Source organism: Fodinibius salipaludis, from assembly GCF_002287075.1.
In the GTDB taxonomy this organism is placed as follows: domain Bacteria; phylum Bacteroidota; class Rhodothermia; order Balneolales; family Balneolaceae; genus Fodinibius; species Fodinibius salipaludis.
Genome location: NZ_NSKE01000009.1, coordinates 69,842 through 93,108, shown reverse-complemented (window position 1 = coordinate 93,108; position 23,267 = coordinate 69,842). Strand labels below are relative to the sequence as shown.

Genomic DNA, 23,267 nt, shown 5'->3' with positions numbered 1-23,267 from the left:
ATATAAGTAAACAATACCATCTTGTAGATTATAATCACTTAATCTACTAATAGGAGAGACTATTTAATGAGAGTCATTTTCTTTGTAACAACCTTTTCATCGGTGGTTAACCGATAGATATACGTGCCACTGGCAACATTCGAAGCATTCCAATTAATACTATGTAACCCAGCCTGGAATGACTTATTCTTAAACAGTGTGGCAACTTTTCGGCCAAGAATATTAAATACCTCGAGTGTAACTTCGTTTTGGATTGGAAGTGTAAACCGAATTGTTGTAGTGGGGTTAAATGGGTTGGGATAATTTTGTTTGAGATCAATTTCTTTGGGCAGGCCAGTTCCCAATGCTCCGGGATCTATCCGTAAGGCGAAACGTGCCTTTGAAGGATCCGCTTCACTTAAAATTTGATAGTCCTTTTGTAATGGTTGGGAATCTTCTCCTTTGCTGTTCTTTTCTCCTGATGTTTTAAAAGAATAGCGAGTTCCCTTTGAAGGAGTTATTTCTTGTCCTGTTATGCGATCAATTAATGTCACATCCCAGCTTGAAGGTATATTTTTAATATCGGAAATTTGTAGATTTACGGATTCAGTAACTTTTTGACTATTTCTAACTACGTTTGCACTGATTGGAATTTCTATAGGAACCCCGAATGTGATAGGGAGAGCATTAATATTATAACGGTTATTTCGTCGGCCTATTGAAAAAAGTTCAGCGTAATTGGATGTCTCGGGAGGTGGTTGCAGGTGATAAGCGTCACGCGAATCTTTGCCAACTTTTGCATCTTCATAAAAGCTGAAAAACATTCGGTTCGTGGTTCCTTCGTGCTTTAGGTGGAGCTCGATTTCCGGATTTGCATCACCTGTTCTTTTTCCAACGAAATTAAAAGCTGACTGTAGGGTTTTTGCCTCACCAGTAACCGACAGTTCTACGGAACCATTATTTTGGGGAGCATTGGCTTTTACCCAAAAAGCCTGGAAGGGAGGGATAATCCCGTTTGCAAGCGTGCCTGTAGAGCCGTTCCAGGTTTTGTACGAGTTGTCGTCAGGTTCCCAAATATAGATTGTTTGATCGATATTGGTTTTAGTCCATCCACTGCTATTATCCCAATTAATAGGAGCACCATAAGGATTACCCACAAGGTTCCAACCGGTGTCTGCTTCGGCCGTATAGGTAACATTAAGATCGATGAGACCAGAATGCTCTTGACCGGTTACTGAGAGGGTATCGGGTAAAGTATCGTTATACCGCTCATCGCCAACGACATCCCCAAAAAGGTATACATGGTATCCCAGCCCGGGATCAATTTGATTTGATGCAGATGAAGGGACTCTCCATCGTTGATTATCAGTCCCCTTAAAGGTTTCATCATAGTATAGCACATTAGGCTGAAGAGTATCATTTGGAGCTACGCTTGCATCATAATAAGCTCCTTCGTATCCCTGCGTAATGATATTACTCAAAAAATTATTAACCGTAGCTGATACAGGTGATGAAAGCATACGCCAACCCGGTTCACCAGAGAGAATGCGCGTAAATGTTAGGTTCCCATTGCTAATTGATTTGTTGTTGGCAATAAGGCCCTGCCCGGAAGGTATTGTTAGTGAGCCATTTTGCAGGTAAAGCGTACTGTTTATTTGCAGGTTATTTGTAGCTGTAACGCCCTCGCTGTTATCAATACGCAGATCGTTAACCTGCTGCGGTAATCCCGAACCTGTATTTTGGTTGGCTGTACCCTGGTACCAGTAGTTGGCAGAGCTACTAAAATTCCTGTATTCAGTTTGAATATTGCCGGTATTGGTCTCTGACGATGAAATTCCTTCTGCTGATCCTATCTGGAGTGTACCATTGTTCTGTAGATCAAAGGTGCCGCCTCCAATTATTATAAATTCATTAAGCACAAGGGTATCTCCAGAGCTAACTGCGAGTGTACCGGTATTGTCTATAGTTAATTCGTTAAGGTTGCTAATATCTTGTTTGGAGTCCAAGGTAATAGTATGATTATTACCAACAATAGCCCCCTCTCCGTCTTGGTCATTTGGAATTTCTGAGGCCGGATTTCCGGTATGGCTTTCAGTAGACCATGAGGTGGGATCATCCCAGCTACCAGATTGGCGGCTGTAATAGGTGATATCAACTATGGGGATAAATCTTTTTATATGGTTTTGGGATATCTGACCACCGGCAGCAGATTTAACGTTATTGACTTCAAGTTCATACTCTACATTTTCGGTTAGCGAAGAGACATCTAACAGTACTTCCCTTTTATTACTGGTATTAAAGGTTAAGCTGTTAATGGAAATACCCTTGTTGATCGAATAATTTGATAGTTGCCCAGTCGATTGCGGATCCATCTCCTGATCAAACTCAATGAGTACTTTAGTAAGCGAGGGAGTCGTGATGTCGTAAACGAATGGCCGTTGACTGTTTATAGTTCCTTGATTGTCCAGATTCCCCTGAATATCAATGGTATCGTCATCTTGAATTTCTACCTGTCCGCCTTCTTCAACAGTAAGGTCATTTTCAATAGTAATGGTATTTTCAGATGATCCATCTGTTTGCAGTGTTGACCCAGAGCTGACCTCGACATTATAGAAGCTCAGATCGTCGCCATTAGTATTAATCTGAGAAGGTGAACCACTGAACGTAACAGTGCTGGTACCGGCGTTAAACGTTCCACCATATGGGACTTCCAGGTCGCCTTTAAACTCCATTTCTGCATTACCGGCATTTACGGTTCCCCCCCCGGTGAATGAGGCGTTTTCTCCAACACTTAGAGAGCCATTATTGAAGTCAAAGGTACCACCGCCGGACAGGGATGCATCGCCCTCAACATTAATTGAACCATTGTTCACACTTAAGTTACCATTGCTGGTGAAATCAGCATCTCCGGTTATATTTACCGTTGCATCTTGTACATTGAAATAGCCACTGCTGCTGATGGTAGTATTTCCATCTATATTTACAGTTCCACTACCCAGATTTGCTGTTCCATTATTACCTATAAAAACCCCTTCATTGAAATTAATTGTACCGGTATCCAAGTTTATAATACCGCCACTTTCTACATTTGCAGCTCCATGAAAAGTAGTTATTCCATCATCCCCATTGTATGTTCCATTGATATTGGTGATGCCTGAAACAGTTATATCTCCGGATTCAACATTGAATACTTTGTCGTTATTAATCTTCAAATCACCGTTTATGGTTACTGTCCCTGAACCGGCATTAAATCCATCACCTTTAATGGTTATATCAGTTTCACTGGTAAAACTGCCAGTTGATATATCTATCAGTGTATTGCCGTATCCCATATCAAAAGAATTACCGGTTAGGTTTACAGCTCCACCTTCTTGAATAAATAAAGTTCCAGTATCCGCGAAGGTTAATCCATCAGTAATTGTTAGGGTACGACCACCTGAAACAGTAAGCTCTCCACCGTCGTAGTTTGTCACTTGAATACTTACTACCGTAACATTCTGTTCTGTTATAATGGGGTAGGGGTTACCATTATTAGGTCGTATTTGAACATCATTGCTCGGGCCCGGAACTCCATTGGGAGTCCAGTTTCCTGCTTTATGCCATTCAGAATCAATATTCCCCGTCCAGGTTTTTGTTTGTGCATGTACTTCAGTAGGTGCAAAACCCAATGATAGTATGGCTATGCCACAGAAAAAACCATATATGATTATAGAGAAGTTAAATTGTATTTTTGGAACCAAATTTTGCAACCGATTGATGTTAAAGGCAATACCATGTGTAGGGTAATACCCTAAGATAAGTTACTATTAATACTTATCGGAATGAATAATAAAATGTTAATGTGAAATTCTCTTAATAATATGAAAGGAATTATTTTAGCAGGGGGCACAGGTTCGCGATTGTATCCCTTAACAAAAGTAACAAATAAGCACTTGTTGCCAGTGGGGAATCAACCGATGATTTATCATCCCATCAATAAATTGACGGAGGCGGGTATTGAGGAAATATTAATTGTTACCGGCACCGAGCATATGGGGGATGTGGTAAACCTACTGGGTTCGGGCAAAGATTTTGGCTGTCGGTTTACCTATAAAGTGCAAGATGAGGCCGGTGGAATTGCCCAGGCACTGGGACTGGCAGAGAATTTCGTGGGTAATGATTCCATGACTGTAATTTTGGGGGATAATATTTTTGAGACGTCGTTGGATAAAGCGGTGAATGCTTATCCCGGTAGTGGAGCACAAATTTTACTTAAAGAAGTGGATGATCCCGAGCGTTTTGGAGTTGCCGAGGTGGATGGTGAGAAAATTGCGGGGATCGAAGAAAAACCGGATCAGCCTAAAAGTGATTTGGCGGTGACCGGCGTTTACATGTATGATGCCAAGGTGTTTGATTATATTCGGGATCTGGAGCCGTCTGATCGGGGGGAACTTGAAATTACAGATGTCAATAATCATTATATCAATGAAGATGCCATGCGGTTTTCGGTGATGGAAGGATGGTGGACCGACGCGGGAACGCCCTCATCATACAAGCGAGCAAATAAATTGGTTCAGATCGAAGAATGATGAAAGCATTACTACTTGGGGCATCCGGACAATTAGGTAAGGAGTGGCAACGTATTATTGATGAGGATTATCCCGATGAGATTAAGTTGCTGCCATATACCTCAAGCGATCTGGATATTACCCATTACCAGGAGGTTTCCGATGAGTTTCGTGAGCAAAAGCCTGATGTGGTAATCAATTGTGCAGCTTTTACGGATGTGGATGGTGCTGAAGATCACAAAAAACTGGCCCGCAAGGTCAATATGGAAGCACCGTTATACCTGACAGAACTGAGTCAGCAGCTGGAATTTAAATTGATGCACTTTTCTACGGATTATGTATTCCCCGGTACAAAACGTAATAAAAAGGAATTTCCGGGGGGCTATCCCGAAGAACATCCGGCTGATCCGGTTAACTGGTATGGTAAAACAAAATGGGAGGGAGAACAGGCAATTCGTCAGACAACCGAAAATCATCTTATTATTCGGGTATCGTGGCTATGTGGTCAGTTTGGTTCTAATTTTGTCAAAACAATGCTTAAGCTGGGACAAGAGCGAGAAGAACTACAAGTTGTTAACGATCAGTGGGGTAGTCCTTCGTTTGCTGAAAACGTCGTAGAGAATTGCCTGAATTTACTTGGTACGGGGGCAATGGGGACTTATCATGTTACGTCCAAAGGATTAATCACCTGGTATGATTTGGCCAAGGCTATTTTTAAGAAGAGTGACATTGAGGTACATGTTGAAGCTGTTGATTCGGATGCTTTTCCGACAAAAGCTAAACGCCCGTATTTCTCAAAATTAGGGACACAAAAGATTGAGGATATAGAGGACAGTAAGATTGTTGACTGGCGAAAAGGATTACAGAATTTATTAGATCAGCTGCAATAGAATGCTATCCCAAATTATTATATTAGCTTTCAAATTATAATCGCCACAGTGAATATAAAATGGAAATAATAGAGACTAAGATTCCCGATGTACTATTGTTAAAACCCAAGGTATACAGGGATGAAAGGGGCTTTTTTCTGGAAACTTATCGGGAGGAGCAATTAAAGGAGAAAAATTTAGATGTCCATTTTGTACAGGATAACCTGTCTAAATCTCAAAAAAACACCGTACGCGGCTTGCATTACCAGATCGAGCGTCAGCAGGATAAATTATTGATGGTAATGCAGGGAGCTATTTTGGATGTGGCGGTAGATTTGCGTCAGAATTCTCCCACATTTGGCGAACACGTGGCGATGGAACTTTCAGCTGAAAATAAACACCAGATGTTTATCCCCAAAGGATTTGCCCACGGGTTTTCAGTATTGTCGGACGATGCGTTGGTGTACTATAAATGCAGTGACTATTACTACCCGGATGGAGAACGGGGATTGCTATGGGATGATCCCGAACTGAATATAGATTGGAAGGTCACTGATCCCATCATTTCTGAAAAAGACCAGTATCAACCGCGGCTACAGGAACTTAAAGACGAGGATTTGTTCTGATGAGGAAGGGAATTATTGCTATGGACGGAGCAGGATTTATCCTGTAAAATGATCGCACATTCATTTTTATATTGTTTTTGAGAACGTAAATTTAATGTTACATGATATGTTCATTTTTTCAGTCAAGAAAAAACGAACCAAAAAATTGACCGGCTGAGAATACTGCAGACGCTGCATCCTTCGGGTAGAATAATTTTGATGGTCCATCACATTTTGTAAGATATTTCATGATTCTACGCCGGTACAAAATTCTTCTTTAAAACCCTCGGATTTTACGCAGTATTCCTTATGCCGGAGTAATAAAAATATTTAATAGGAAATGGTTATTAAAAGGGTCAAAGTCAAACCAGAGAAATTTCTGTTTGACGAGGTGCTGCTATTGCAAGTAATCAGCGTTGATAGATGAAGTCAGCACTGAGTAGTTAAATTTCTCTTGAGCTTTTACAAGCTCAGCTTGCTGGTTCCGAGTATTCGGAAGGGGCAAGCCGAAAAAGAATGTTATAGGGATATTTTAACTTGAAAAAATAAATAAAAGGAATTGTTACAGGAAGAGAGGATGAGAATAAGAAACTTTAATACAAATAAGTATTTACGATGAAAATATTAGTTACAGGTGGGGCGGGATTTATCCCGTGAAATGATTGCAGAAAACTATGAGTACATTTTATTACATATATATCTTGGTGAGCCAGAAAGACGGTAAGTGGTATACTGGATATACTGAAGATCTGCGATCACGATTTGAGAGGCATCAGGCAGGAAAGGTAAAGTCAACTAAACATCGCAGGCCATTGAAACTCATTTATTTTGAAGGATGCAGGAGTCAGGATGATGCCATCAGACGCGAAAAGTATCTAAAGACCCATTACGGAAAGATGTTTGTAAAAAAGAGACTCAAATCGTATTTCACAGGACAGGAGAATAAGAGTTAAGAATTTAATTAGAATATAAGATTAACATGAGAATATTAGTTACAGGTGGGGCGGGATTTATAGGATCTAATTTGTTGCTCTATTTGCACGAAAAGTATCCCGAGTACGAGTTGCTCAATATTGATAAGCTTAGCTATGCTTCGGATCTGTCATATCTCGATGAGATTAAACATTCTAATCGATACACCTTTAAAAAGCTGGATATCGTAGATCGTAACGCCGTGCGGGATATTATTCGAAGTTATAAGCCCGATGGTGTATTTCACCTTGCTGCAGAATCGCATGTAGACAACTCTATCAAGGGGCCAGAGCCGTTTATTCAGTCGAATGTGGTGGGGACGTTTAATTTGATTGAAGAGTGCAGGCAGTTTTGGCAAGAGGATGAGGAGCGGTGGCAAAATAATCGATTTTTGCACGTTTCTACCGATGAAGTCTATGGGGAACTGGGAGAGCAGGGCGCTTTTTCAGAGCAATCCCCATATGCTCCCAATTCGCCGTATTCGGCATCAAAGGCGGGCAGTGATTTTGTTATTCGTTCGTATTATCATACCTATGGGATGAATGTGGTTACTACGAATTGTTCCAATAATTTTGGACCACATCAGCACGACGAAAAGTTGATACCTACCGTTATTCGTACGGCGCTGAATCATGATGATATTCCCGTCTATGGAAAGGGAGAAAATGTCCGCGATTGGCTCTATGTTCGAGAGCATTGTCGCGCATTGGATCTGGTTTATAACGAGGGAAAGGCCGGCCAAACCTATATTATAGGCGGCAATAACGAATGGAAAAATATTGATCTGGTCAAAAAGATTTGTGATATCCTTAATGAAGAAGCAGGAAATGCACCAGGTTCTGATTTCAAAAACCTGATTACTTTTGTTAAGGATCGTCCTGGACATGATTTCCGCTATGCTATCGACGCCTCCAAGATTAAGGAGGAGCTGGGATGGAATAGTAAAGAATCATTTGAGCAGCGTCTGAGAGAGACAATACAATGGTATATCCGGCGATATAGCGAATAGTATTCTCTCCTACTGTCTCTTTATTGTATGTCCAAAATTAAGTATCAAAAAAAGTTGAAGGTTGTTAATAACCGGTTTATATTTAAGACAAAATTGTCTTAAAACTTAATTTGAAATGATCTTCTCGAAATCATGTGTATATGGGCTCCGTGCTTCGATCTATCTGGCATCGATATCGGGAGACAAATATATATCTATCAAAGGATTGAGTGACAAGTTGGATATCTCATTTCACTTTTTGACAAAGATATTACAGGAATTAACGGCAGCTGACCTTTTGGAATCCATGAAGGGACCAAAGGGCGGAGTACGGCTGTCAAGGTCCGGTAGTGAAATTACGTTAAAAGAGGTCGTTGTAGCTATTGATGGTCCGGCCATTTTTACCGAATGTGTTTTGGGATTACCTGGATGTGGGAGTGAAAAACCATGTCCCATGCATGCGATGTGGGAAGATACTCGAGATGAGATTAATGAGGTATTTATGAACACAACCCTGCAGAACATGTCGAAGGAAGGAAAGGCAAAGGATTTGCGCATAACACCTGATGGGAAATTTATTTGGAGTTAATCATGATGTATTGCATTGTCGCAAATTTTGACGGGAAATGTTTTGCAGCCATGCAAAATTCGGATGGTATAGACTTATCTGAGTATTCAAGGGGAATACTAAAATTGACCTTAGAATCACTTAAGTAAGCTTTAAATTAAAATGATAATCAAGAAGCAACTTGGTACAATAGTTGCAAAATTATTAATAGAAGATAAAATACTCTTAAAACTACAAGCATGATGAATACCCAAATATTAAAAATTGCTGGATTGATAGTAATAACAGTGACACTGCTTATAGGCTGTGGCGAAAGTTCGGATAGTGAAAAGGATAGCACAGATTCTCAGGAAGAAAAACAGGAGCTTACTGATTTTGAAATGCGGAACGGTATAGGTCCAGTTGACGAAGAAATTACAATTGATGAAATAGATCCTGAGTTAGCAAAAGAGGGAATGCGCATTTTTGATATGAAATGCGGGGCCTGCCACAAGTTGGACAGTCGCTATGTAGGTCCACCATTAGGCGGTGTTATGAATGCACGCACCCCCGCCTATGTCATGAATATGATTTTAAATCCGGAAGAAATGCTTGCTAAGCATCCGGTTGCAAAATCAATAGGGTCAGAATATCCAACACGAATGACAAATCAACAATTAACCAGAGAAAAGGCACGTGCTGTGGTAGAGTATCTGGCACAAGAATCACAATAATTAACCTCAAATACATATAAAGGGATAATACTATGAATAAACTGTTAAAGAAATCTTTGCTGTGGCCGCTTACGGCAGTAGCAGCAATAGGTTTTCTATCTATGGGATGTAGCTCGAACGGGGAGTTTGGTTCCTCTTCTGATGCTGCAGAGAAGGTGTACGTAGCACCGGGAGAGCATGACGAATTTTATGGATTTTTTTCCGGCGGATATAATGGTCAGCTTGGCGTTTACGGACTACCATCGGGCCGACATATCTTTACTATTCCAGTCTTTTCACAGGCTGCAGTAAATGGATATGGATATTCTGAAGAAACAAAAGCTATGTTGCAGACCACCGACGGTTTTGTACCGTGGGGCGATGCTCACCACCCTGAACTTTCTCAAACAGATGGAGAGACGGATGGACGATGGGTATTTATCAATGAAAACAATACTCCGCGTATTGCTCGAATAGGTCTGGATGAGTTTAAGACTCAAGAGATCATCGAGATTCCCAATTCGGCCGGTAACCACGCATCATCATTTGTAACTCCAAATACTGAATACGTTTCTGCGGCTACACGATTTAGTATACCAATGAAAGAGGATAATTTGGAGAATATGGATGTGAGCATTGACAGCTATAAAGAGAACTTTAAAGGCACTATCTCTTTTATCAAGGTATCTGATGAAGGAAAGATGAATATTGACTTCCAGATTATGATGCCGGGATTTAACTATGATCTTTCTCACGCAGGAAAAGGTCCGTCTGATGGATGGTCGTTCTTTACTTCATATAACAGTGAGGAAGCACATACCATGCTGGAAATCAATGCCTCACGAAATGATAAAGATTATATCGCTGCGATTAACTGGAAAAAAGCAGCTGAATATGCCAAAGAAGGGAAAGGGAAAATGATCCCCGGAAAGCACTATCGCAACTATATCGATCATGAAGAAGGCGGTATTGCTAAAAGTGAAGTCATTGAAGAGGTACGTGTACTTGATCCGCGTAAGCTGGAGGGTATCGTTTATTTTCTTCCTACACCTAAATCACCTCACGGTGTTGACGTAGATCCTACGGGACAATACATCGCGGCTGGTGGTAAGCTTTCTACTGTAATTCCGGTACATTCATTTGAAAAAATGATGACTGCTATCGAGAATAAAGATTTTGAAGGCGAAGATCAGGGTATTCCGGTACTAAATTATGATTCCATTCTGCATGGTGAAGTGGAAAACCCAGGTTTGGGACCGCTTCACACCGAGTTTGATGGTAAGGGTTATGCGTATACAACGGCCTTTATCTCATCCGAGATTGTAAAATGGGATATCGAGAAAACCGAAGTCGTAGACCGTATTGATGTGTATTACTCTCCCGGTCACTTGATGATTCCGGGTGGTGACAGTCGAAATCCTGATGGTAAATACTTGGTAGCATTGAATAAAATTACCAAAGACCGTTACCTGCCAACAGGTCCGGAGATGTTTCACTCGGCACAGCTGATTGATATTTCAGGCGATAAGATGCAGTTGCTGCTCGATTTCCCTACAGAGGGTGAGCCACACTACGCCCAGGGTATCACAGCTGACAAGGTGAAGAAGCGTCAGAAACGATTCTACGAAATCGATGAGAATAATCACCCCCGTGCTGCAAAAAGTGAAAAGGCAACCAGGGTTGAACGTGACGGTAACGAAGTCCATGTATACATGACTACGATACGAAGTCACTTTGCACCGGATAATATCGAAGGTATAAAAGTAGGTGACGAGGTGTACTTCCACGTTACGAACCTCGAGCAGGACTGGGACGTACCGCACGGTTTTGCAATGAAGGGAGCTAATAATGCCGAGCTGCTTATTATGCCGGGCGAAACATTGACATTAAAGTGGGAGCCTAAGAAAGAAGGCGTTTTCCCATTCTATTGCACCGACTTCTGTTCAGCTCTGCACCAGGAGATGCAGGGTTATGTACGGGTATCACCAGAAAATTCAGATACGCCAATTTCTTATAGCACAGGTCAGTAAGTGACCTCAATCCTTGGGGAGAGGAGGGTGAAGCCTCCTCTCTTCTTATCTCAATAGAATGTAAAACGTTAATTTTTGAATGTTATGGATAAGCAAAAAAGAGTTTGGATGGCCGTTGCTGCACTGATGCTGATTGGGGTTTACTTTTTCCCTATCTGGAGCATCAGTATGGATGCCCCGCAATATCCCGAAGGTATAGGAATGAATATTAGTGTGGATAATATTGAGGGTAAAGATAAAAACGATTTGCAGAACATTAACGGATTGAATCACTATATAGGGATGAAAGAAATTAATCCTGACTCTATCCCCGAGCTTAAGATCATGCCGTTTATATTCGGTTTTCTGATTATCAGTGGATTAGTAATTGCGGGAATAGGCAATCACAAATGGATTTTATTTTGGTTAGGTCTATTTGTGTTGTTTGCTATTGCCGGATTGGTAGATTTTTATATCTGGGGATATGATTATGGCCATAATTTAAATCCCGATGCCCCGATTAAAGTACCGGGTATGACGTATCAGCCGCCGCTTTTGGGTAGCAAACAGTTACTTAATATCAATGCCACCTCATTGCCGCATATTGGGTTTTACATTTCTCTAATATCGATGGGAATAGCCAGTACTGTCTGGTGGAAAAGTAAAGAGGATTGAGAAATAGGAGGAAGACGATGTGTTTAAACAAGATTTTTAAAATTATTGCTGTTCTGGGATTGTTGCTTTTAGCAACGGCTTGTAGCCAAGAGCCAGCGGTAATTCACTACGGCAGTGACGAATGTACGCATTGCAAAATGATGATTACTGATGAGCAGTTTGCTTCTCAAATTGTAACCGATAAGGGCAAAGCGCTGAAGTTTGATGCCATAGAATGTATGGCGGTCTATCAGCGAGAAAATGCTGATGAACTGCAAGGGGCTATCCGGTATGTGAGCGATTATAATCAGCCGGGTAACTGGCTCAAAGCCAAAGAAGCACAGTTTGTGAAAAGTGAAGTGGTTAATAGTCCCATGGGCGAATCAGTGTTGGCTTTTCCCACTGAGGAAGAAGCAAAAAAACATACAAGTGAACGCCCGGGACAACTGTTGGAATGGGCTGAGGTATCCCAAACAGAAATGTAGCATATGGCTGCATATTAGTACTGAAAATTTAGAATAAGGATAAAGGATTGAGGCTATGAAATTATTTAAAATAACAACAATACTGTTTGTTGGGTTGATGTTATTGTTGTCTGTTCGATCAGCGATAGCTACCCAGGTGACCGTATCTAAAGACGGGGATATTACTTCTGTGCAGACAGGTATTGACCAAGCTCAGCCGGGCGATACTGTGTTCGTTAGAGAAGGGCGATATATCGAGTATGATATCCGCATAAATAAGCGTATTACTTTACTGGGAGAAGGTGAAGCCATCATCGACGGTGATGAGCAGGGATTTGTCGTCGTTGTTGAAGCTGATAGCACGGTGATTAAAGATATTGAAGTCCACAACAGCAAAGCCGGATTTATGGATGATTATGCAGGCATTGTAGTTGAGGGAGCGCATTATGTTCGTATCGAAAATGTAAAGTTGGTTAATAACTTTTTTGGGATCTATCTTGCTAAATCGGAGGGTACAGTTTTAAAAAACAATCATATTACGGCCTCTCATCAGCGCGAAACGAATTCCGGGAATGGTATTCACCTCTGGTATACCAAAGACGTAGAAATTCTTGATAATTATGTAGCCGGTCACCGCGATGGACTCTATTTCGAGTTTGTGGAAGGGGCCTTTATCGCCGGCAATAAAAGTGAAAAAAATATCCGGTACGGTATCCATTTTATGTATTCGGATAACTGCCGTTATGAACGCAATACCTTTCGCGATAATGGGGGCGGCGTTGCCGTTATGTACACCTCGAATGTAGATATTGTAGACAATCACTTTGCCGATAACTGGGGCTCTTCAGCCTATGGAATGTTACTGAAAGAAATTAACAGAAGTACGGTAACGGGAAATACGTTTACCAATAATTCGGTGGGATTATATATGGAGGCCTCCAGTCGGAATAATGTGGAAGGCAATGAATTTAACCAAAACGGTTGGGCTGTTCAGCTGATGGCAAACTCAACTGATAACACGTTTAGCAAAAATAATTTTGTTGCTAACTCTTTTGAGGTATCCACAAACAGTAGAATGAATTACAGCAATAATTTTGATAACAATTACTGGAGCCAATATGAGGGCTATGATCTGGATCGGGATGGGGTGGGGGATGTGCCCCATCGCCCGGTTCGATTATTTTCCATATTAGTTGAAAAGCAGCCGCAGTCACTGTTACTGTTGCGTAGTCTGTTGGTGGACCTTCTGGATGCCGCCGAAAAATTTATGCCGGCCCTTACTCCGGAAACACTTATTGATTCTAAACCGCAAATGGAACCTGTGCTATGATTTCAATACAAAGATTACGTAAAGATTTTGGTACCCGTACGGTCCTTAACGAGCTGGACTTAGAAATTCCGGCCGGTCAGGCTACCGGTATCGTAGGTCCCAACGGCTCCGGGAAAACGACAACGATAAAGGCCCTATTGGGATTGGTAAAACCTACTTCCGGAGATATTATGGTTGATGGAAAGTCGATAAGCGGAGAGTGGGAATACCGTAATAAGATTGGTTATATGCCCCAGATTGCCCGATATCCCGAAAATATGACGATCGGTGAACTCTTTCAGTTTATCAAAAATATGAGAGGAAGTGATACAAATCGCGATCGGGAATTACTCGAATATTTTGAGCTGGATAATGAAATTGACAAACGAATGCGTGCCCTTTCCGGCGGAATGCGTCAAAAGGTGGGGGCTATTCTGGCAATGATGTTTGATCCGGAGATCCTGATTTTTGATGAGCCTACGGCCGGACTTGATCCCAAGTCGAGTGTGCAGTTTAAGAGGCTGGTGCACCGCGAAAAGGAAAAAGGAAAAACGGTTTTGCTCACTTCACACATTATGAGCGAGATTGAAGAACTGACCGATCATCTGATCTTCATAGTAGAAGGGAATATTAGATACGACGGACCAATGCGCGAGCTCATGGAATTGCAACAAGAACAGCGGCTCGAAGGCGCCGTGGCAAAAATGATGGAGGAAACAGCAGCATGAAATCACTGACAATTTTAAAATATCAATGGAAAGATCTGCTACGCGGAAAGTGGATTGTGGGATACGGTTTGATTTATTTGCTCATTGCTGATGCAATGATTCGGTTCGGTAATGCTGGTCCCAAGGCAATGCTCAGCATTTCAAACATAATGTTACTGCTGATACCTCTTGTAGGGATAATTTACGGTGCATTATATCTGTATCAGACGCGCGAATTTACTGAGCTTCTGTTGGCTCAACCGATTGACCGGCCCTCATTGTTTTGGGGATTATTTGGTGGTCTGGCGGTTCCTTTAGCTGTTGCTTTTGCAGTCGGAACGGCCATTCCAATGATATATACCGGCATGATTATTACCGCGAGTACACAGTCAATCTTATTAATACTACTGCTGGGCATTGTTTTAACACTGTTGTTCACCGGACTCGGTTTCTGGTTTGCTCTCAAGTTTTTTGAAGATCGGGTAAAAGGGCTTGGCTTTGCCTTAGTTAGTTGGCTCTTCTTAGCGGTACTTTACGATGGGTTGGTATTGCTTGCAGTATTTGCTTTCGGTGATTATCCCATTGAAAAGCCAATGCTGGCACTGGCACTGGCAAATCCCATTGATTTGGCTCGTATTACAGTGTTACTCGAATTCGATATTTCGGCCCTGATGGGATACACCGGAGCGGTCTTCAATCGCTTTTTTGGAAGTTTGATGGGAATCAGTGTTGCATTCAGTTGCCTGATGCTTTGGCTTGGTATTCCGCTGTGGAGAAGTCAGCGACAGTTCGATAAGAAAGATTTTTAATGAGTAGCTGCAGAATAAGCTGACATAAACATGATTACTAATCAGTGCTAATTCTTGGCTAAAGAAAATATATTATGGAAGATGTAAGCCTCGATCTCATTAAGAAATACAATGTTCAGGGGCCGCGCTACACTTCGTATCCCACGGCCGTACAATTTCAGAAAGCCGATGAGGAGGATATCGCTTCTTTGTATTCTTATCTGCTTGAGCGCAATGCTGACCCACATCCCATATCGCTCTACTTCCATATTCCATTTTGTTTCTCCCTTTGCTGGTACTGTGGATGTACAAAAGTGATTACCAAAGATCAAGATCGCGGCGATCTCTATCTCGATTATTTGGAAAAAGAGATGGATCAGGTGGCAGAAATGCTACACCCCGATTCGGAAGTCGTACAGATTCATTTTGGCGGAGGCACCCCCACATTCTTGAAACCCGATCAGCTTCAACGACTTGGTAAGGCCATCCACCGTCGATTTAACCTGACCGATGAAACGGAATTTGGCGTAGAGATCGATCCGCGGAAATGTACCCGGGAGCATATCGAAACGCTGGCTGATATTGGCTGTAATCGGGCATCCCTGGGCGTGCAGGATACCAATGAAGACGTACAGAAAGCTATTCACAGGATCCAGCCTTTTGAGCAAACAAAGCAGGTTACTAAATGGCTCAGAGAAAACGGTATTGATTCTATAAATTTCGATTTGATTTACGGACTGCCGCTTCAAACGCTCAAGACATTTCGCCAAACAATAGATGATGTACTCAGCCTGCAGCCCGATCGCCTGGCCGTGTACAGTTACGCGCATATCCCCAGCATGATGCCTGCCCAGAAGCTGCTCAATGAGGAGGATATGCCTACGACGGATGAAAAGTTGTCCATGTTACAGCTCAGCATTTCATACCTAACTGACAACGGATATCGCTTTATTGGGATGGATCACTTTTCGCGCGAAGATGAAGAGTTAACGAAAGCGATGGAAAATGGGACACTCCAGCGAAACTTCCAGGGATACAGTACGTTGGCCGGGGCGGATTTGTATGCTTTTGGAATGTCAGGGATTTCTAATGTGGGTGATTATTACTGGCAAAACACTAAAGAATTGGGAGAATATTACAGTCAACTGGATAATAATAAACGACCGGTCGCCAAAGTATTGCAGCTTTGCAAGGATGATAAGCTGCGTCATCGTGTAATAATGCAAGTTATGTGTAAGATGGGTCTCTCATTTGATGAGATTGAGGAAAAATGGGGCATAGTTTTTGAAGACTATTTTAGTAACAGTCTTGAACGCTTGTCAGAGTTACAAGCCGATGGATTTGTTGAAGTCTCAGAAAATAAAATTACAATAACTGAGCGTGGTCGACTTTTTCTACGTAATATTGCAATGTGTTTTGATAAATATTCAAACAGAAAAAAATCTACCCGCTCGTTTTCTAAAACAGTGTAGGTGATTTTTATGGATGCTCAGAACCAAGTATTTACGTTTGGCGGTGGCACAGCAGAAGGCGACAAATCAATGAAAGAACTGCTTGGTGGCAAGGGAGCAAATCTTGCAGAAATGAGCAGTATTGGTATGCCCATCCCCCCGGGTTTTACAATATCAGCCAAAATATGCAAATATTATAATGAGCATGATGGACAATGGCCCGAAGGTCTTAAGTATGAAATACAGGATAGTATTCAGCAACTTGAAGAATTGATGGGACAGCAGTTTGGAGATCCCGAAGATCCACTCCTTGTTTCGGTTCGTTCGGGGGCGGCCATTTCAATGCCCGGCATGATGGATACAGTGCTTAATCTGGGACTCACGGACCAATCGGTACAAGGGTTGGCTCAAAAGATGGATAACGAACGTTTTGCCTACGATTGCTATCGCCGTTTTATCGATATGTTTGGCGATGTGGTGATGGGCGTAGCCCACGAAAAGTTTGAAATAGCCCTGCAGAAATTGAAGGATGAGAAATCAGTTGAGCTGGATACCCAACTGGAAGTGGACGATCTCAAAGAGCTGGTTGATCGGTACAAGAAAGTGTATAAAAATAATACGGGAGAAGATTTCCCCCAGGATCCCGACGATCAATTGCGACTCTCCATTAATGGTGTATTTGGTTCTTGGAATGCCAAGCGGGCCATCAAGTATCGCAAAATAAATAAGATTACGGGGCTGTTGGGGACTGCAGTGAATGTCCAGGCGATGGTTTATGGAAATATGGGTGATGACAGCGCCACGGGTGTTTGCTTTACGCGCAATCCATCGGATGGTAAGAGTGAGCTCTACGGCGAGTTTCTGATCAATGCGCAGGGCGAAGATGTGGTGGCCGGTATTCGTACGCCTCGTGATATTAATGAGCTTAAAGAGGTGATGCCTGATTCGTATGATGAATTGCTGGAGCTGACGAATCAGCTGGAGGAACATTACCAGGATATGCAGGATATCGAGTTTACCGTGCAGCAGGGCAAGTTGTTTATTCTGCAAACACGCAATGGTAAACGAACCGGTGCAGCTGCGGTAAAAATTGCTATTGATATGGTGGATGAAGGGATCCTGAAAAAAGATAAAGCCGTGGCGAACTTGGTAGAACCCGGTCACTTGGATCAGTTGTTACACCCGCAGCTTAAAGAAGATGAAATTGATGAAAATGATATCCTTGGAAAAGGGCTACCGGCGTCGCCGGGTGCTGCGGTGGGTAAGGTGGTATTCGATTCTGATATAGCTGAAGAAGAACACGGTAAAGGCAATCCGGTAATATTGGTTCGCATTGAAACAAGTCCCGAAGATGTGGGAGGAATGTCGGCTGCTGAAGGTATTCTTACATCGCGGGGGGGGATGACGAGTCACGCTGCAGTAGTAGCCCGAGGATGGGGCAAACCCTGTGTGGCCGGTTGCGATGGCATTAATATTGATTATGATAAGCAGCAATTTACGGCTGGGGATGTTACCGTTAGGGCGGGCGATTGGATTTCAATCGACGGCGCGCGCGGAACGGTAATCAACGGTAAAAAAGAGGTTGAAGCTCCGCAATTCGGCGATAACTTCCGCACTTTTATGACATGGGTGGATGAGTTCCGAGATATGGATGTTCGTACGAATGCCGACACGCCTGAAGATGCCTTACGTGCTCGAGAATACGGTGCTCTGGGAATTGGACTGGCTCGCACCGAGCACATGTTTTTTGGGGAAGAGCGAATTCGTGAAATGCGTCGTATGATTATCTCTGAGAGTGAAGGAGAGCGACGCAGCGCCTTGGAAAATCTACTCCCTTATCAGCGGGAAGATTTTATTGAGATTTTTGAGGCGATGGAAGGGCTGCCGGTTACCGTTCGGCTGTTGGATCCACCGCTGCACGAATTCCTGCCCGACGAAGAAAAGGAAGTGAAAACGCTTGCGAAGGAGTTGGGAATCAGCACGGCTGAATTGAATCGGAAGATCCGGCTGCTTAGTGAGTTTAATCCCATGCTGGGGCACCGCGGATGTCGACTCGGAATTACCTATCCCGAAATTACTGAAATGCAGGCACGTGCTATTTTGGAAGCGGCTGTCGAGGTTAAGAGTAGGGGTAAAGAGGTGTATCCCGAGATTATGATTCCACTGGTAGGGACCGCCGAAGAGTTTATCCACGAGCGGCATGTTGTAGACGAAATTGCCGAGGACGTATTTGCTGAAAAGGGCAGTGAGGTTGATTATAAAGTGGGAACGATGATCGAAATTCCACGGGCGGCCTTAATTGCGGATAAAATTGCTGATGAAGCAGACTTTTTCTCTTTCGGTACCAATGACTTGACCCAAATGACGTTCGGTTACAGCCGCGATGATGCCGGTAAGTTTTTAGAGCATTATTTGAATGAGGGGATCCTCAAAAATGATCCTTTCCAGGTGCTGGACCAAGAAGGGGTTGGCCAACTCGTAGAAATGGGGGTAACAAAAGGCCGAGCGGCAAAATCTGACCTCAAGGTTGGAATCTGCGGCGAACATGGTGGCGATCCCAGTAGTGTAGCATTCTGCTATAATCTCGGATTAAACTACGTCTCTTGTTCACCGTATCGCGTGCCCATTGCACGGCTTGCCGCAGCACAGGCATTTTTACGATCCGGAAAAAAAGTCGCTTCATAATCACTTCATGACTAACGTATATTATTTACTGCCCCCTCATTTAGATGGGGGCAGGTTTTTATTTTAAAGTTTTCAGTACTTTAATTTGAGGGATTTCAATCCTTTAGATAAGTTCCACCACAATAAAATTAACACAGACGGCAATAGATTTTTTGTGAATCCATTTGAAAGAAAAGCGGTAAGAACTTGGTTCTGGTCTGGTGCTATTCTCATTTTTATTATGGTAGTTGTAGGAGGAATTACTCGTCTTACAGATTCCGGGCTTTCAATGTCCGACTGGAGTCTTATTATGGGAGCCATTCCACCGATGAACGAAGCCGACTGGTTAGCGGCATTTGAACGCTATAAGGAGTTTCCTCAGTACCAGCAGCTTAATGCGGGGATGTCATTGGCAGAGTTTAAAGCTATTTTCTTTTGGGAATACCTGCATCGCCTGTTGGGACGGCTCATTGGTCTTGTATTTTTGATACCGTTTGCGTTTTTCTGGATTCGAGGCTATTTCAATTCCAAGACGTTGCGACGTGCATGGGTGTTATTCGGATTGGGAGCGTTGCAGGGAGCTATGGGCTGGATCATGGTCAAGAGCGGTTTGGTTGATATACCCTATGTAAGTCATTATCGATTGGCAATCCATTTGCTGTTAGCGATGCTTTTATTTGGCTTTTGTGTATGGTATGCCCTTGATTTGTATGACAATAATTATAATTCCAATCAACAAAAACGGGATGACCTAACTTCACTGAGTCGCTGGTCGATGGGAGTACTCATCTTGTTTGTCATTCAAGTTATCTGGGGCGCCTTTACCGCCGGACTCGATGCTGGATATATCTACAATACATTTCCCACGATGAATGGGGATTGGGTGCCACAGGGGACGTGGACCCTACAACCGGTACTTGCAAATTTTGTAGAACATCCCGGAACAGTACAGTGGATGCATCGAATTCTGGGCACGTTGCTGGGCATAGCAACAATCGGTTTCTGGTGGCAAAATCATCGGGCAAATATCCCGCATTTGATCAAGCAGAAAGCACGTATTCTTTTGGGAATGATGCTTACACAGTATGTATTAGGTATTTTAACGGTGATTACGCACGTACAGTTGTTGATGGGGGTTGTACATCAAGCCGGGGCTTTGGCCGTTCTGTTTTTCTGGATCTGGTATTACCACGATATTAAATCTAATTGGGCAAGTGTCTAATTTTATTCTTAATTTAAGATAAGATAGTCTTAAATACTAAAATGGGTAGAATACCTTAAAAAAATTCAGAATATAATGATGAGCATTACGAAAGAACGAACAGTCGGACAGATTGTTAAAGATGATTACAGAACAGCGCAGATATTTCAACAGCATGGATTGGATTTTTGCTGCGGTGGGGGTCGTACGATTGAAGAGGCTTGTGCAAAGAAGGATGTCGATCTTAATAAGATTGTTCAAGCCTTAAATCAGATAACAACTGATGGTTCTAAAGAGGATAATTACGATCAGTGGTCACTGGATTTTCTGGTGGATTATATTGTCAATAATCACCACGAATTTACCCGCAATAAACTGCCCGAAATTGGTAAGTATGCGAAGAAGGTTGCCGCGGTACATGGCAAACGTCACGAAGAGCTGAATGTGATTTATTATGAGTTCACGATGTTGCATACCGAGATATTTAACCATCTTGATAAAGAGGAGCATATCCTTTTCCCGTATATTAAGCAGTTAGTAGAAGCTGAAAAGGAAGGCGTGAAGCCGGAAAAGCCGGAATTTGGAGAAGCTGCCAATCCCATTGCAATGATGGAAGATGAGCATGATGAAGCAGGTACCTCAATGGCAAAAATTCGACGGTTGAGCAACGATTTTACTCCGCCCGAAGATGCCTGTACGACCTATCGATTGTTATATGAAAATTTGGAAGGCTTCGAAAAAGATCTGCATAAACATGTGCATTTGGAGAATAATATTCTTTTTCCCAAAGCGCTTGAACTTGAAAAACGATTGAATACATAAATCATTTTTACGCACTTAATTATGTAATTCGGAGTGCGTAGAATGTCACACAATTTTTAAATTTAAGAATAGTACACTTATGTCCCATTCTCCTCACAAGTTTTCGATCCCTGTAATGGGAACCGGTCATTCTATTGATTCACCTATCAGGGTCGGTCCCTACGGTATCGATTCGGTAATTTCTATTGTGGATGATCTGTTGGTCGAAAAGATCCGCAAGTATTATTGTCAAAAGTACGACTTTGAATATAATAACATCGGTCGTACTGCCGAGGATGGTCGTGCTCGACGAATTACCGCCTATTTAGATACGGCAAAGGAAATCGTCGACAAGAAGTTCACGGCTGTAAAGAATCAGCCCTTTTTTGAGAAGAACGAGAAGTCGAAGTATTTCGAAATGCTCCCCGATAGCAGTACGATAAAAGAGAAGTACAATCAGCTGATGAGCACCGAAGAGGGTAGTTTGCGGGATCGCCTGTCGTGTGAGCTTTCTCGGATGATGGAGCCCGGTTCCATTGACGTAAATATCATGGCCAAGGTAGATAAGCTGAATTACACCAAAGGGGGTGCGCCGATGAGTCAAGAATTTAGTGATGCCAGTTCGGCGCTCCGCGGTTATGCAAAAAGCAAGGTGTCGTCCAGCCTGATTTTGTCGGCCGGATTTAATCCGCGTCTCTATAATTACATCACGGAGTTCAAGGATTTTTATCGGGATACGAAAGGGGAAATCAAAAAGAAAATTATTCTCAAAGTAAGTGATTTCCGTTCGGCACTGATACAGGGCAAGTATTTGGCCAAAAAAGGTTTGGAGGTATTCGAGTATCGCATCGAGTCCGGATTGAACTGCGGGGGACATGCATTTCCATCCGACGGACATTTGATGCCAAGCTTGCTTAGAGAATTCCGCGAGAAACGTGATCAGCTTACCAAAGCAGTGCAGCCGCTTATTGAAAAATATTACGAGGGAAACGCCGATGGCTTCTTGGATGATTGGGAGATTACCGAACCCCGACTTACCGTCCAGGGCGGTATTGGTGTGAGCGGTGAGGCCGATCGCCTGCTGAACGATTTCGAGATGGATGCTACCGGATGGGGGAGCCCGTTTTTGTTAGTGCCCGAAGCAACAACCGTGGACAAGCCCACGCGTCAGCTGCTGGAAGATGCCGGTGAAAAAGAGTTGTACCTGAGTGGCGTATCACCGCTGGGTGTACCGTTTAATAATGTAAGAAATACCGGATCTGAACAGTGGCACCAAGAACGAATCGAAAAGGATAAGCCAGGGTCACCTTGTCCGAAAGGATTTTTAAAATCTAATACGGAATTTACCGATCAGCCTATTTGTACCGCTTCCACGCAGTATCAGCTGCTCAAGCTCGATGAGATTGCGCAGAGTGAGATGCCCGAGGATAAAAAAGAGAAAAAACGGGAGAAAGTGCTGGGGAAAGCATGCTTGTGTGATCATCTGGGCAACGGCGCACTTATCAATTTGGGTATTCTGGCAGAGCACCGTGGCCCGCAAGCCATCTGTCCGGGACCCAATATTGCCTATTATGATGGAAAGTATTCACTTCGTGAGATGGTGGATCATATCTACGGACGTAGTGAATCACTGGCTTCTGAGGACCGACCCCACATGTTTGCCAAGGAAATTACACTCTATGTAGATTATGTGGAGGAGTTAGCAGAGCAGCTGGAGGGTGAATCAGGATTAAAGAAGTTGCAAAAATTCCAGAAGAACCTGGAAGAGGGCATGAACTATTGTATGGAAATTGCAAATTCGGAGTCTTATCAGGATGAAAATCTGTCGTCAATTTCGTTTACTGTATCTGAGCAGAAAAAGCGTTTACAATCTATCGTGGATACTTACGAAGAACGCATTTCTGTGACAGCGTAAATCAGAAATTAAATTGAGCATATGCAAAACCAAAGTGTCACCCTGAATTTATTTCAGGGTCTGTTGAAAATTTGTAAAAGCTAC

The 23,267-nt window shown here is 42.7% G+C and carries 19 protein-coding genes; 18 read left to right on the top strand and 1 reads right to left on the bottom strand.

All coding sequences use genetic code 11. The annotated features are described in order from the left end of the window. Positions 1-59: 59 nt before the first annotated feature. Positions 60-3,647 (bottom strand): DUF8693 domain-containing protein, encoded by a 3,588-nt coding sequence (locus CK503_RS12760; RefSeq protein WP_095607216.1) that lies wholly within the window; start codon positions 3,645-3,647, stop codon positions 60-62. A 192-nt stretch (positions 3,648-3,839) separates the two neighbouring features. Here CK503_RS12760 and CK503_RS12755 point away from each other — a divergent pair, with 192 nt between their 5' ends. The 18 genes from CK503_RS12755 to CK503_RS12670 all read left to right on the top strand — a co-directional run bounded on the left by CK503_RS12755 (position 3,840) and on the right by CK503_RS12670 (position 23,183). Further along, complete coding sequence (locus CK503_RS12755) at positions 3,840-4,547, top strand: sugar phosphate nucleotidyltransferase (protein ID WP_095607215.1); 708 nt, start codon at positions 3,840-3,842, stop codon at positions 4,545-4,547. Further along, positions 4,544-5,416 (top strand): dTDP-4-dehydrorhamnose reductase, encoded by an 873-nt coding sequence (gene rfbD / locus CK503_RS12750; RefSeq protein ID WP_095607214.1) that lies wholly within the window; start codon positions 4,544-4,546, stop codon positions 5,414-5,416. Before CK503_RS12755 ends, rfbD begins: the two co-directional genes overlap by 4 nt. A gap of 59 nt (positions 5,417-5,475) precedes the next feature. Next, a complete protein-coding gene (rfbC, locus tag CK503_RS12745) occupies positions 5,476-6,021 on the top strand; it encodes a dTDP-4-dehydrorhamnose 3,5-epimerase (RefSeq protein ID WP_095607213.1) in 546 nt (181 codons plus the stop codon). Positions 6,022-6,674: 653 nt separating this feature from the next. Then, the gene (locus CK503_RS12740; protein WP_095607212.1) at positions 6,675-6,953 is read left to right on the top strand and encodes a GIY-YIG nuclease family protein; all 279 of its coding nucleotides are present in this window, start codon (positions 6,675-6,677) and stop codon (positions 6,951-6,953) included. Between the two features lie 26 nt (positions 6,954-6,979). Further along, positions 6,980-7,981: a dTDP-glucose 4,6-dehydratase gene (gene rfbB / locus CK503_RS12735; RefSeq protein WP_095607211.1), complete on the top strand. Its 1,002-nt coding sequence runs from the start codon at positions 6,980-6,982 to the stop codon at positions 7,979-7,981. 115 nt (positions 7,982-8,096) lie between these two features. Further along, positions 8,097-8,549, top strand: coding sequence for an RrF2 family transcriptional regulator (locus tag CK503_RS12730; protein WP_217988415.1), 453 nt, complete (start codon positions 8,097-8,099; stop codon positions 8,547-8,549). Between the two features lie 218 nt (positions 8,550-8,767). Then, positions 8,768-9,241, top strand: coding sequence for a c-type cytochrome (locus CK503_RS12725; protein ID WP_095607210.1), 474 nt, complete (start codon positions 8,768-8,770; stop codon positions 9,239-9,241). A gap of 32 nt (positions 9,242-9,273) precedes the next feature. Next, on the top strand, positions 9,274-11,250 hold the full coding sequence (gene nosZ / locus CK503_RS12720) for a Sec-dependent nitrous-oxide reductase (protein WP_095607209.1): 1,977 nt from the start codon (positions 9,274-9,276) through the stop codon (positions 11,248-11,250). A gap of 84 nt (positions 11,251-11,334) precedes the next feature. Continuing rightward, positions 11,335-11,904: a hypothetical protein gene (locus tag CK503_RS12715; protein ID WP_095607208.1), complete on the top strand. Its 570-nt coding sequence runs from the start codon at positions 11,335-11,337 to the stop codon at positions 11,902-11,904. A 17-nt stretch (positions 11,905-11,921) separates the two neighbouring features. Further along, a complete protein-coding gene (locus CK503_RS12710) occupies positions 11,922-12,368 on the top strand; it encodes a nitrous oxide reductase accessory protein NosL (protein WP_095607207.1) in 447 nt (148 codons plus the stop codon). Positions 12,369-12,423: 55 nt separating this feature from the next. Next, entirely contained in the window at positions 12,424-13,677 is a 1,254-nt protein-coding gene (nosD, locus tag CK503_RS12705) for a nitrous oxide reductase family maturation protein NosD (protein WP_095607206.1), read from the top strand. Continuing rightward, positions 13,674-14,384, top strand: a complete 711-nt coding sequence (locus tag CK503_RS12700; protein WP_095607205.1) for an ABC transporter ATP-binding protein — start codon at positions 13,674-13,676, stop codon at positions 14,382-14,384. The genes nosD and CK503_RS12700 overlap by 4 nt, the downstream gene beginning before the upstream one ends. Further along, complete coding sequence (locus tag CK503_RS12695) at positions 14,381-15,172, top strand: ABC transporter permease subunit (protein WP_095607204.1); 792 nt, start codon at positions 14,381-14,383, stop codon at positions 15,170-15,172. The genes CK503_RS12700 and CK503_RS12695 overlap by 4 nt, the downstream gene beginning before the upstream one ends. Positions 15,173-15,246: 74 nt before the next feature. Beyond that, positions 15,247-16,623: an oxygen-independent coproporphyrinogen III oxidase gene (hemN, locus tag CK503_RS12690; RefSeq protein WP_095607203.1), complete on the top strand. Its 1,377-nt coding sequence runs from the start codon at positions 15,247-15,249 to the stop codon at positions 16,621-16,623. A gap of 9 nt (positions 16,624-16,632) precedes the next feature. Beyond that, positions 16,633-19,287: a pyruvate, phosphate dikinase gene (gene ppdK, locus CK503_RS12685; RefSeq protein WP_095607258.1), complete on the top strand. Its 2,655-nt coding sequence runs from the start codon at positions 16,633-16,635 to the stop codon at positions 19,285-19,287. Positions 19,288-19,441: 154 nt separating this feature from the next. Beyond that, positions 19,442-20,488: a COX15/CtaA family protein gene (locus CK503_RS12680; protein WP_095607202.1), complete on the top strand. Its 1,047-nt coding sequence runs from the start codon at positions 19,442-19,444 to the stop codon at positions 20,486-20,488. Between the two features lie 75 nt (positions 20,489-20,563). Beyond that, a complete protein-coding gene (gene ric, locus CK503_RS12675; RefSeq protein WP_095607201.1) occupies positions 20,564-21,289 on the top strand; it encodes an iron-sulfur cluster repair di-iron protein in 726 nt (241 codons plus the stop codon). A 79-nt stretch (positions 21,290-21,368) separates the two neighbouring features. Next, the gene (locus tag CK503_RS12670) at positions 21,369-23,183 is read left to right on the top strand and encodes a hypothetical protein (RefSeq protein WP_095607200.1); all 1,815 of its coding nucleotides are present in this window, start codon (positions 21,369-21,371) and stop codon (positions 23,181-23,183) included. The last annotated feature ends 84 nt before the right edge of the window (positions 23,184-23,267 follow it).

Bases quoted from the DNA above. Each gene is read 5' to 3' on its own strand.
- hemN (WP_095607203.1), top strand. From the start codon at position 15,247: ATGGAAGATGTAAGCCTCGATCTCATTAAGAAATACAATGTTCAGGGG.
- CK503_RS12695 (WP_095607204.1), top strand. From the start codon at position 14,381: ATGAAATCACTGACAATTTTAAAATATCAATGGAAAGATCTGCTACGC.
- ppdK (WP_095607258.1), top strand. From the start codon at position 16,633: ATGGATGCTCAGAACCAAGTATTTACGTTTGGCGGTGGCACAGCAGAA.
- ric (WP_095607201.1), top strand. From the start codon at position 20,564: ATGATGAGCATTACGAAAGAACGAACAGTCGGACAGATTGTTAAAGAT.
- CK503_RS12715 (WP_095607208.1), top strand. From the start codon at position 11,335: ATGGATAAGCAAAAAAGAGTTTGGATGGCCGTTGCTGCACTGATGCTG.
- CK503_RS12755 (WP_095607215.1), top strand. From the start codon at position 3,840: ATGAAAGGAATTATTTTAGCAGGGGGCACAGGTTCGCGATTGTATCCC.
- rfbD (WP_095607214.1), top strand. From the start codon at position 4,544: ATGATGAAAGCATTACTACTTGGGGCATCCGGACAATTAGGTAAGGAG.
- CK503_RS12710 (WP_095607207.1), top strand. From the start codon at position 11,922: ATGTGTTTAAACAAGATTTTTAAAATTATTGCTGTTCTGGGATTGTTG.
- nosZ (WP_095607209.1), top strand. From the start codon at position 9,274: ATGAATAAACTGTTAAAGAAATCTTTGCTGTGGCCGCTTACGGCAGTA.
- CK503_RS12730 (WP_217988415.1), top strand. From the start codon at position 8,097: ATGATCTTCTCGAAATCATGTGTATATGGGCTCCGTGCTTCGATCTAT.
- CK503_RS12740 (WP_095607212.1), top strand. From the start codon at position 6,675: ATGAGTACATTTTATTACATATATATCTTGGTGAGCCAGAAAGACGGT.
- CK503_RS12700 (WP_095607205.1), top strand. From the start codon at position 13,674: ATGATTTCAATACAAAGATTACGTAAAGATTTTGGTACCCGTACGGTC.
- nosD (WP_095607206.1), top strand. From the start codon at position 12,424: ATGAAATTATTTAAAATAACAACAATACTGTTTGTTGGGTTGATGTTA.
- rfbB (WP_095607211.1), top strand. From the start codon at position 6,980: ATGAGAATATTAGTTACAGGTGGGGCGGGATTTATAGGATCTAATTTG.
- CK503_RS12670 (WP_095607200.1), top strand. From the start codon at position 21,369: ATGTCCCATTCTCCTCACAAGTTTTCGATCCCTGTAATGGGAACCGGT.
- rfbC (WP_095607213.1), top strand. From the start codon at position 5,476: ATGGAAATAATAGAGACTAAGATTCCCGATGTACTATTGTTAAAACCC.
- CK503_RS12725 (WP_095607210.1), top strand. From the start codon at position 8,768: ATGATGAATACCCAAATATTAAAAATTGCTGGATTGATAGTAATAACA.